A 10,252-nucleotide genomic window follows, 5' to 3' on the forward strand; every position below is an offset into this window, starting at 1 on the left:
AAGCCGTTCTGACCATGCTTGATGAAATCGGCGATGTTTCGAACATCGACAAGTTCATAGCCAAGGCCAAGGACAAGAACGATCCGTTCAAACTGATGGGCTTCGGTCACCGCGTTTACAAGAACCGCGATCCTCGCGCGACTGTAATGAAGCAGACCTGCGACGAAGTACTGAAGGAACTGGGCATCAACAACGATCCGCAACTCGAACTGGCCATGCGCCTGGAAGAGATCGCCCTGACCGACCCGTACTTCATCGAACGCTCGCTGTACCCGAACGTCGACTTCTACTCGGGGATCATCCTCAAGGCGATCGGCATTCCGACCAGCATGTTCACCGTGATCTTCGCGCTGGCACGTACTGTCGGCTGGATCTCCCACTGGAAAGAAATGCTCTCCAGCCCGTACAAGATCGGCCGTCCGCGCCAGCTGTACACCGGCTACGAGTCGCGTGACATTACCAAGCTGGAAGACCGCAAATAAGAGTTGTCTTGCGATAACGTCTTGAGTTGTATCGGGAACGGCCTCTATTTATATAGGGGCCGTTTTTGTTTATTGGGCCGCATCGGCCTGTGGGCCGACTGGTTTTTTGGAATCAGGTGTATATCCGTTTTTTGAGTAGCTGCTGCTGGCGGTTTCGCTCTTACAGCGAGTCACCTTTTCCAAACGCCGAAATGCCGGCCCAGCGAAAAGGTAACCCAAAAGGCTTTGCCCCGGCGTTCGGCACTTCGCTGAGGCTCAGTGCTCCCTCGCTACGGTGTCCATCAGGGGGCATCGCCTACGGTTTGCTTCGCTGCACCTCCTCTCGATGAATGCGGCTTCGCGCCTACCCCCCCTGATGAACACCTTCACTCGGCCTGCCGATGGGGGCAAAAGAGCAAAAGCAACATCAAGAGCCAAGCCAAAGCCAAAGCCAAAGCCAAAGCCAAAACAGATCAAAAGATCGCAGCCTTCGGCAGCTCCTACAATTGGGTTGGGTGCACCTGCTAGAGATTGGTCGACTGTCAGGCCGCCATCGCGAGCAGGCTCGCTCCCACAGAAAATCAGAAGTCGACCGCACGCTTTTCCACCACCCAACACAATGAGCGTTAGCTCGAGTGCAGCTTTTGATCTTGATCCACCGGCCCCTTCGGCAGGCTGAGTGGAGGGATTTATCCGGGGGCGGGAGCGCAGCGACCGTTTGGCGAAGCCAAATGCATCGAGAGGAGGTGCAGCAAAGCAAACCGGAGGCGATGCGCCCGGATGAATCCCGGAGCGAAGGAACCCGAGCCTGCGAGGGCCGAACGCTGGGGCAAGCCTTTTTTTGCTTACTTTTTTGAGGCGTTTGTCAAAAAAGTGAGTCGCCGTAAGGGCGAAACCCTAAGAAGCCGTTACCGCAGCAACGGATATAAACGCAACAAAAAGGCAACAAACAGCCGCAGTCCGATAACCGCCCAATAAAAATGCCCCAATCTCTCGACCAGGGCATTCAGTACAGCGTTGCTAACTATCGAAAACCATCAAACCATCAGTGCGAAACCGCCCCGCTCGCCCCCAATCCCGTCTGCGAACGCACAAACTGCGGGAAGAACAGCGCCCGCTCCTTGTCCGCTGCCGCCGACTTGTCAGTGATCGAGAAGAACCAGATCCCCACAAACGCGATGATCATCGAGAACAGCGCCGGATACTCGTAAGGGAAGATCGCCTTCTCGTGATGCAGAATCTGCACCCAGATGGTCGGGCCAAGCACCATCAGGCCCACAGCACTGATCAGCCCCAGCCAACCGCCAATCATCGCGCCGCGGGTGGTCAGCTTCTTCCAGTACATCGAAAGCAGCAGGACCGGGAAATTACAGCTCGCCGCGATGGAGAACGCCAGGCCAACCATGAACGCGATGTTCTGGCTTTCAAACAGGATACCCAAACCAATCGCCAGTACCGCCAAGGCGATGGTGGTGATCTTCGAAACGCGGATCTCATCCTTCTCGTTCGCCTTGCCTTTCTTGATCACGCTGGCATACAGGTCGTGAGACACCGCCGATGCACCGGCCAGGGTCAGACCCGCGACAACCGCCAGAATGGTCGCGAACGCCACAGCCGAGATGAAGCCGAGGAAGATGCTCCCGCCGACTGCGTTGGCCAAGTGCACCGCCGCCATGTTGTTGCCGCCCAACAGCGCGCCAGCAGCATCTTTGAAGGCCGGGTTGGTGCTGACCAGCAGGATCGCGCCAAAGCCGATGATGAAGGTCAGAATGTAGAAGTAGCCAATGAAACCGGTTGCGTACAGCACGCTCTTACGGGCTTCTTTAGCGTCGCTCACGGTGAAGAAGCGCATCAGAATGTGTGGCAGGCCAGCAGTACCGAACATCAGCGCCAGACCGAGGGAGAACGCCGAAATCGGATCTTTCACCAAGCCGCCAGGGCTCATGATCGCTTCACCTTTAGGGTGAACCTTGATCGCCTCGGAGAACAGCATGTTGAAGTCGAAGTTGACGTGCTTCATTACCATCAGCGCCATGAACGAGGCACCGGACAGCAACAGCACAGCCTTGATGATCTGCACCCAAGTGGTCGCCAGCATGCCGCCGAACAACACGTACATGCACATCAGCACACCGACCAGAATCACCGCCACGTGGTAGTCCAGACCGAACAACAGTTGGATCAACTTGCCGGCACCGACCATTTGCGCGATCAGATAGAACGCCACCACCACCAGCGAACCGCAGGCAGACAGGGTGCGAATCTGGGTTTGCCCGAGGCGGTAGGACGCCACGTCGGCAAAGGTGTATTTACCCAGGTTACGCAGACGTTCGGCGATCAGGAACAGAATGATCGGCCAGCCCACCAGGAAGCCGATCGAGTAGATCAGGCCATCGTAGCCGGAGGTGAACACCAGCGCGGAAATCCCCAGGAAGGACGCCGCCGACATGTAGTCACCGGCGATCGCCAGACCATTCTGGAAACCGGTGATCTTGCCGCCCGCCGCATAGTAGTCGGCCGCCGAGTTGTTTTTCTTCGAGGCCCAGTAGGTGATGTACAAGGTCGCGCCAACGAACGCCACGAACATCAGGATGGCTGGAATGTTCAGTGGCTGCTTGGCCACTGCGCCCGTCAAGGCGTCAGCCGCAAAGGCACAAGGCGCGAACGCTGCAACGCTCAATAGAGAAAGTAGACGCCGGATCATTGCTGAGCCTCCTTGAGAATCGCATTGTTCAGGTCGTCAAACTCGCCATTGGCGCGGCGCACGTAGATAGCAGTGAGGATGAAGGCCGAGATAATCAGGCCGACACCGATAGGAATGCCCCAGGTAATCGAGGATTCAGGACTGAGCTTCGCACCCAGCACGTGTGGCCCGTAGGCGATCAGAAGGATGAATCCGGAGTAGAGCCCGAGCATGATCGCCGAGAGTATCCAGGCGAACTTTTCCCTTTTTCGCACCAGCTCCTTGAATCGGGGACTGTTTTGAATCGAGAGGTAAATGCTGTCGTTCATTGTTTTTATCCTCGCAGCACAGATTATTGTTGGAACGTAGCTAATGTATGCGGCTGCGGGACAGGTTCCAGACGACCTTAGTAGTAGAACGCCATGACACTTTTGCCAATTTCAAGCAGCCCAAAAACAAATGTGGGAGCGAGCCTGCTCGCGAAGGCGTCGTGCCAGTCAACATTTAGTTAACTGACAGACCGCTTTCGCGAGCAGGCTCGCTCCCACTGGGGTATTTCGGTGTTGTGGTTATTTAGTCCAGTCAGCCACGCGATCCGGGTGTTTGGCCACCCAATCCTTGGCGGCTGCATCAGGCTTGGCACCGTCCTGAATCGCCAGCATCACTTCACCGATTTCGTCTTTCGAAGCCCACTGGAAGTTCTTCAGGAACTTGGCCACTTCTGGTGCCTTCGCATCCAGGCCCTTGCTGCCGATGCTGTTCACGGTTTCAGCAGCGCCGTAAACGCCTTTAGGGTCGTCGAGGAAGCGCAGCTTCCACTTGGCGAACATCCAGTGCGGCACCCAACCGGTGACGGCGATGGATTCGTTTTTCTTCTCGGCACGGGTCAGCTCGGCAATCATGCCGGCGCCGGAGCTGGCTTTGAGGGTGTACTTATCGAGGCCGTAATCCTTGATCGCCTGATCGGTCTTGAGCATCACGCCTGAACCGGCGTCGATGCCGACTATGCGATTTTTGAAGGTGTCGTCGGTTTTCAGGTCTTCGATCGACTTGGCTTTTACATATTCCGGGACGATCAGGCCGATTTTCGCATCCTTGAAGTTCGGGCCGTAATCGACGACCTGATCCTTGTTCTTCGTCCAGTATTCGCCGTGGGTCACTGGCAGCCAGGCCGACAGCATGGCGTCGAGTTTACCGGTGGCGACACCCTGCCACATGATCCCGGTGGCGACGGCTTGCAGTTTCACGTCGTAGCCGAGTTTCTGCTTGATCACTTCGGCCGCCACGTGGGTGGTCGCGACGCTGTCGGACCAGCCGTCAACGTAACCGATGTTCAGGGTCTGTTTTTCAGCGCTGGCGAAAGTGGAGCTCATCGCAAGCGCCAGAGCGGCACCTGCGCCTAAAAGTCGTCGCATCTTCATCGTTACTTCCCCGAAATGCTGCGCCCGACGGATGACGGGCGGCGTCAACGTATTGTTATGGTGCACAGCGCCCCCATCACGCCTCACCGCAAACTCGTCCGGACATCAGTGGAGTACTGACGGCTTCGATCATCAACCTGACGCCCAACGCGACCTGCTCTGTCAGCGACCTCAAGGCAACGAGAAACGACATCAGAAGGCCATTAACCGCGTCTGTATAAATGACGCCAAATAATCCGCCCGAACTTTGCATGTCAAAACCATGCGGGCCACCAACCCTCTGTTAATTGCAGGTAACATGCGTTGCTTTGCAGCCACTCGGCCTGACCATGTCCGCGACTTCCCGCTTTGCTTTTCTTCCTTATGTCTTCGCCTGCCTGCTCGGGCTGTCTGCCCTTGGCGGCTTCTGGTATGGCCTCGGTAAGCCATTGATTTTGCCGGACGCTGCCACCCCGACGCACAAGTTGCAATGCGCCTCCTATACCCCATTCGACAAGGACCAGTCGCCGTTCGACGTGCCGTTCAAGCTGCGCCCGGAGCGCATGGACGCCGACCTCGCCCTGTTGGCGACGCGCTTTGAATGCATCCGCACTTACTCCATGACCGGCCTCGAAGCGCTGCCGGATCTGGCACGTAAACATGGCCTGAAATTGATGATCGGCGCCTGGGTCAACAGCAACCCGGTGGACACCGAGAAGGAAGTCGACCTGCTGATCGCCTCGGCCAACGCCAACCCGGACGTGGTCACCGCAGTAATCGTTGGCAACGAAGCGCTGCTGCGTAAAGAGGTTACCGGCGGGCAATTAGTGAAGCTGATAAACAAGGTCAAAAGTCACGTTAAACAGCCGGTGACTTACGCCGATGTATGGGAGTTCTGGCAAAGGCATCCAGAAATCGCTCCCGCCGTGGACTTCATAACGATCCACTTGCTGCCGTACTGGGAAGACCATCCATGGAACGTTGACGTGGCCTTGTCGCAAGTGGCCGCGATTCGTCGCAGTTTTGGCAGCATGTTTGCGCCAAAAGAAATAATGATCGGCGAAACGGGTTGGCCGAGCGAAGGCCGCCAGCGCAAGACTGCCGTGCCGAGCAGAGAAAACGAAGCCAAGTTTATCCGTGGCTTTGTCGCGATGGCCGAGAAGGAAGGCTGGCGTTACAACCTCATCGAAGCATTTGATCAACCATGGAAACGTGCGAGCGAAGGCGCGGTCGGCGGTTATTGGGGGCTGTTCGATGCCGATCGCCAAGACAAGGGTGTGCTCGCAGGCCCCGTGACCAACGTGCCGTTCTGGAAGCAGTGGCTGGCCGTCGGCGGTTTGATTTTCCTCGGCACATTGGTCCTCGGCGGTCGGGTTCGCACGACGCGATCAGCACTGGTGCTTCCGCTGTTGGGCGCCCTCGCCGCTTGTTCAATCGGTGCGTGGGGCGATCTGGCCCGCGTGACCACACGATTTGCCAGTGAATGGCTGTGGGTCGGGCTGCTGACGGCGTTGAATCTGTTGGTGTTGGCGCATGCCGCGCTAACCTTGAGCACCCGCACGGGTTGGCGTGAACGGGCGTTCAATCTGCTGGAACGTCGCGCCGGTTGGCTGGTTGCGGCGGCAGGGTTCGCGACGGCGGTGATGATGCTGGAGATGGTATTCGATGCGCGTTATCGCAGCTTTGCGAGCATGGCGTTCATCCTGCCGGCGCTGGTTTACCTGTGCAGCCCGGTTAGCGTGCCGCGTCGGGAGATTGCGCTACTGACCTTTATCATCGGGGCCGGCATTGCGCCGCAGTTGTATGAAGAAGGATTGCTGAATCAGCAGGCCTGGGGTTGGGCACTGGTCAGTGGATTGATGGTGATTGCGTTGTGGCGCTGCTTGCGGGTTCGCATCCGCTGACCTTTAGCGCCTGTACCTGCCTCATCGCTGGCAAGCCAGCTCCCACAGGTTTTGGGGTCATACACAAATGTTGTGTTTCTCCAGATCCCTGTGGGAGCGGGCTTGCCCGCGATGACTGACTTTCAGGCGCTGCGAGACTCCCGGACAAGGCGCAACCCGGCAATCACCACCGCAAACACCGCCAGCGTCGTGTTATACAACGCCAGCGCCGGCAACCCGAAGACCAGCGCCAGCACCGCCAGCCACCACCCTGCCCGCCCGGGCAAGAGAAAACCGATCAGCGCCGCACCCAGCGCCGTCCAGCCCAACACTTTGAAGTGAATCATCAGGCCGAGGTTCGAGCGCACCTGACACTCCCAACGGCTGGCCTCATCCACACAGATGCCGACCCACTGCCCGTCTTCCATAAAGCCATAACGCGCGCCATAACTGGCAGCCAGCCATAACGGCAACAAAACGAGCAGCAGAATCACGGGCAAACGGCGGGACATGAAACTCTCCAATCAACGAAAATCGGCGGCCAGCTTAATCTTCGGCCTGTCAGACGCAAGCACTAACAACAGTTAACTTTTCATCCGGGCGATGCAAAGTGTATCGTCCAGCTACTATTACTCCGAATTCTGCCTGTTTGGTGCCGCGGCATGGCACTTTGGCGCAACCCCGGTGGTCATAGCCTGCGAACTTCATTCGGCACCTTCCTCTAAGGGATCTAGTCATGCTCCGTTCCTTGCGCTTCGCCGCGCTGTTCAGCGGCCTTATTTTGAGTGCGTCCGCACTGGCGGTGGATATCGACGCCGCCAGTTATGGCTATCCCCTGACCAACCCGTTCGAGGCGACCATCGCCACGACTCCGCCGGACTTACGCCCGGAACTGCCGCTGGACGACGACATCAATCAGTCGGACCGCAGCGTCACCTTGCGTCCGGAACGCGAGTTCATTCTGCCGGACAACTTCTGGCCGGTGAAAAAGCTCACCTACCGCATCGCCGAGCAGGACAAGCCAGCACCGCTGATATTCCTGATCGCCGGCACCGGCGCGCGTTATGACAGCACGCTCAACGAATACCTGAAAAAGCTCTACTACAAGGCTGGCTACCACGTCGTACAGTTGTCGTCGCCGACCAGCTTCGACTTCATCAGTGCAGCCTCGCGCTTCGCCACTCCGGGCGTAACCAAGGAAGACGCTGAAGACATGTATCGGGTGATGCAGGCCGTGCGGGCGCAAAACCCGAAACTGCCGGTCACCGAGTATTACCTCACCGGTTATAGCCTTGGTGCTCTCGATGCCGCGTTCGTCGCGCATCTGGACGAAACCCGCCGCAGCTTCAACTTCAAGAAAGTCCTGCTGCTCAACCCGCCGGTCAACCTCTATACCTCGATCACCAACCTCGACAAGCTGGTGCAGACCGAAGTTAAAGGTATCAACAACAGCACCACGTTCTATGAATTGGTGCTGACCAAGTTGACCCGCTACTTCCAGCAAAAAGGTTATATCGACCTCAACGACGCCCTGCTCTACGACTTCCAGCAGTCCAAGCAGCATCTGAGCAACGAGCAGATGGCGATGCTGATCGGCACCTCGTTCCGCTTCTCGGCCGCCGATATTGCGTTTACTTCTGACCTGATCAACCGTCGCGGCCTGATCACCCCGCCGAAATTCCCGATCACCCAAGGCACCAGCCTCACGCCGTTCCTCAAACGCGCACTGCAATGCGACTTCGATTGCTACCTGACCGAGCAAGTGATTCCGATGTGGCGCGCGCGCACCGACGGCGGCAGCCTGCTGCAACTGATCGATCAGGTCAGCCTGTATGCACTGAAGGATTACCTGCACGACAGCCCGAAAATCGCCGTAATGCACAACGCCGACGACGTGATCCTCGGCCCGGGCGACCTCGGCTTCCTGCGCAAAACCTTCGGTGATCGTCTGACCGTTTACCCACTGGGCGGCCATTGCGGCAACCTTAACTACCGCGTCAACAGCGACGCCATGCTGGAGTTCTTCCGTGGCTAAATATCTCCTGCTGATTGCAGCGTTACTCTGTGCAGGCGTGGCCCAGGCCGACAACAGCAAAGCCAATGCACCGGTGGTGGTCGACAGTGACGGCTTCAAGGAACCGCTGTCCAAACTCAAGTTCAACCCGGGGCTGGATCAGCGCGAATTCGAGCGCTCGACGCTCAACGCACTGAACGTGTATGACCCACTGGAAGAGTGGAACCGTCGCGTTTACCACTTCAACTACCGCTTCGACCAATGGGTGTTCCTGCCGGTGGTCGATGGCTACCGCTACATCACGCCAAGCTTCTTGCGCACCGGCGTGAGCAACTTCTTCAACAACCTTGGTGACGTACCGAACCTGATGAACAGCCTCTTGCAGTTCAAGGGCCAGCGTTCGATGGAAACCACCGCACGCCTGTTGCTCAACACCACCATCGGCATCGCCGGCCTCTGGGACCCGGCGACCGCCATGGGGCTGCCGCGCCAGAGCGAAGACTTCGGCCAGACTCTGGGCTTCTACGGTGTTCCGGGCGGCGCCTATTTCGTCCTGCCGATCCTCGGCCCGTCGAACCTGCGTGACACCGCAGGCCTGGCTGTGGACTACAGCGCCGAATCGGCGATCAACTTTCTCAATGTCTCGGAAGTCAGTTCCAACCACCCGGAAATCTGGGCTCTACGCGCCGTCGACAAGCGCTACCAGACCAGCTTCCGCTATGGTCAGCTGAACTCGCCGTTCGAGTACGAGAAAGTGCGTTACGTGTACACCGAGTCGCGCAAGTTGCAGATTGCCGAGTAAAACCGGCAGGCACAAAAAAGGCCATTCGATGCAAATCGAATGGCCTTTTTTAATGACAAAACAACGCTACCACAGAGGTTATGCGTTCAACCTTTGATCGCTTTCCAGATTTTGCCGACAACAGAAACAACCGCCAACACAACCGCGCCAGCGATGATCCCCGCCACGCCATTGAGCAACATCGGCACCGCAAACCCGGCAGCACCGGCCGCCGCGCCAACACCCTCAATCCAGTGGCCCACCACCGGTACACCGTGGGTCAGAATGCCGCCGCCGACCAGGAACATCGCTGCAGTGCCAACCACCGACAGTGTTTTCATCATGTAGGGTGCCGCGACCAGGATGCCGCTACCGATTTTTTTGGCGACCTGCCCAGGCTTCTGCGTCAGCCACAGACCTAGGTCGTCGAGCTTGACGATACCGGCCACCAGACCGTAAACGCCCACGGTCATGACGATGGCGATGCCGGACAGCACGATCACCTGCTGCGTCAACGAAGCCCCAGCCACGGTGCCGAGGGTGATCGCGATGATTTCTGCCGAGAGGATGAAGTCAGTGCGGATCGCACCTTTGATCTTGTCCTTCTCGTACGCCACCAGATCGGTTGCCGGATCGGCCACGGCCTCGGTCAGTTGCGCGTGCTCGGCATCATCTTCAGCCTTGCTGTGCAGAAACTTGTGCGCGAGTTTCTCGAAACCCTCGAAGCACAAGTACGCACCACCGACCATCAACAGCGGCGTCACCAGCCACGGCACGAACGCACTGATCGCCAGCGCCGACGGCACCAGGATCAGTTTGTTGACGAACGAGCCCTTGGCCACCGCCCAGACCACGGGAATCTCCCGCTCGGCCCGCACACCAGAGACTTGCTGAGCATTCAGCGCCAAGTCGTCGCCGAGCACGCCAGCGGTCTTCTTGGCGGCCATTTTGGTCATCAACGCAACGTCGTCCAGAACGGTGGCGATGTCGTCGATCAGCACCAGCAAACTGCTTCCTGCCATGAATCTTG

General features: G+C 57.9%; 9 protein-coding genes. 4 read left to right on the forward strand and 5 right to left on the reverse strand.

Annotated features, from left to right (window positions below; translation table 11 throughout):
- A partial coding sequence (locus tag ACIOVB_RS25840) for a citrate/2-methylcitrate synthase (protein WP_401272088.1) occupies positions 1 to 482 on the forward strand: 482 nt, incomplete at its 5' end.
- Between the two features lie 1,024 nt (positions 483 to 1,506).
- Here the strand turns inward: ACIOVB_RS25840 and ACIOVB_RS25845 are convergent.
- From ACIOVB_RS25845 to ACIOVB_RS25855, 3 genes are all read right to left on the reverse strand, one after another.
- Complete coding sequence (locus ACIOVB_RS25845; RefSeq protein ID WP_187677431.1) at positions 1,507 to 3,165, reverse strand: cation acetate symporter; 1,659 nt, start codon at positions 3,163 to 3,165, stop codon at positions 1,507 to 1,509.
- Complete coding sequence (locus tag ACIOVB_RS25850; protein WP_187677430.1) at positions 3,162 to 3,473, reverse strand: DUF485 domain-containing protein; 312 nt, start codon at positions 3,471 to 3,473, stop codon at positions 3,162 to 3,164. Before ACIOVB_RS25850 ends, ACIOVB_RS25845 begins: the two co-directional genes overlap by 4 nt.
- A 240-nt stretch (positions 3,474 to 3,713) precedes the next feature.
- Positions 3,714 to 4,565 (reverse strand): glycine betaine ABC transporter substrate-binding protein, encoded by an 852-nt coding sequence (locus tag ACIOVB_RS25855; protein ID WP_095190653.1) that lies wholly within the window; start codon positions 4,563 to 4,565, stop codon positions 3,714 to 3,716.
- Positions 4,566 to 4,852: 287 nt separating this feature from the next.
- Between ACIOVB_RS25855 and ACIOVB_RS25860 the strand changes: the two genes are divergently transcribed.
- A complete protein-coding gene (locus tag ACIOVB_RS25860; RefSeq protein ID WP_401272089.1) occupies positions 4,853 to 6,448 on the forward strand; it encodes a glycosyl hydrolase family 17 protein in 1,596 nt (531 codons plus the stop codon).
- Positions 6,449 to 6,570: 122 nt separating this feature from the next.
- Here ACIOVB_RS25860 and ACIOVB_RS25865 read toward each other — a convergent pair whose 3' ends face one another.
- On the reverse strand, positions 6,571 to 6,939 hold the full coding sequence (locus ACIOVB_RS25865; protein WP_401272090.1) for a hypothetical protein: 369 nt from the start codon (positions 6,937 to 6,939) through the stop codon (positions 6,571 to 6,573).
- A 224-nt stretch (positions 6,940 to 7,163) separates the two neighbouring features.
- On the opposite strand from ACIOVB_RS25865, the gene ACIOVB_RS25870 reads away from it, so the two are divergent.
- Together ACIOVB_RS25870 and ACIOVB_RS25875 are read left to right on the forward strand one after the other, a co-directional pair.
- Positions 7,164 to 8,462 carry a serine/threonine protein kinase gene (locus ACIOVB_RS25870; RefSeq protein WP_187677426.1) on the forward strand — a complete coding sequence of 433 codons (1,299 nt, stop codon included), beginning with the start codon at positions 7,164 to 7,166 and terminating at the stop codon, positions 8,460 to 8,462.
- A complete protein-coding gene (locus ACIOVB_RS25875) occupies positions 8,455 to 9,243 on the forward strand; it encodes a VacJ family lipoprotein (protein ID WP_401272091.1) in 789 nt (262 codons plus the stop codon). The genes ACIOVB_RS25870 and ACIOVB_RS25875 overlap by 8 nt, the downstream gene beginning before the upstream one ends.
- Before the next feature lie 86 nt (positions 9,244 to 9,329).
- Here the strand turns inward: ACIOVB_RS25875 and ACIOVB_RS25880 are convergent, their stop codons facing one another.
- On the reverse strand, positions 9,330 to 10,244 hold the full coding sequence (locus ACIOVB_RS25880) for a DUF808 domain-containing protein (RefSeq protein WP_187677424.1): 915 nt from the start codon (positions 10,242 to 10,244) through the stop codon (positions 9,330 to 9,332).
- Between the last annotated feature and the right edge of the window lie 8 nt (positions 10,245 to 10,252).

This window comes from Pseudomonas sp. NPDC087639 (assembly GCF_044743385.1).
Lineage (GTDB): Bacteria > Pseudomonadota > Gammaproteobacteria > Pseudomonadales > Pseudomonadaceae > Aquipseudomonas.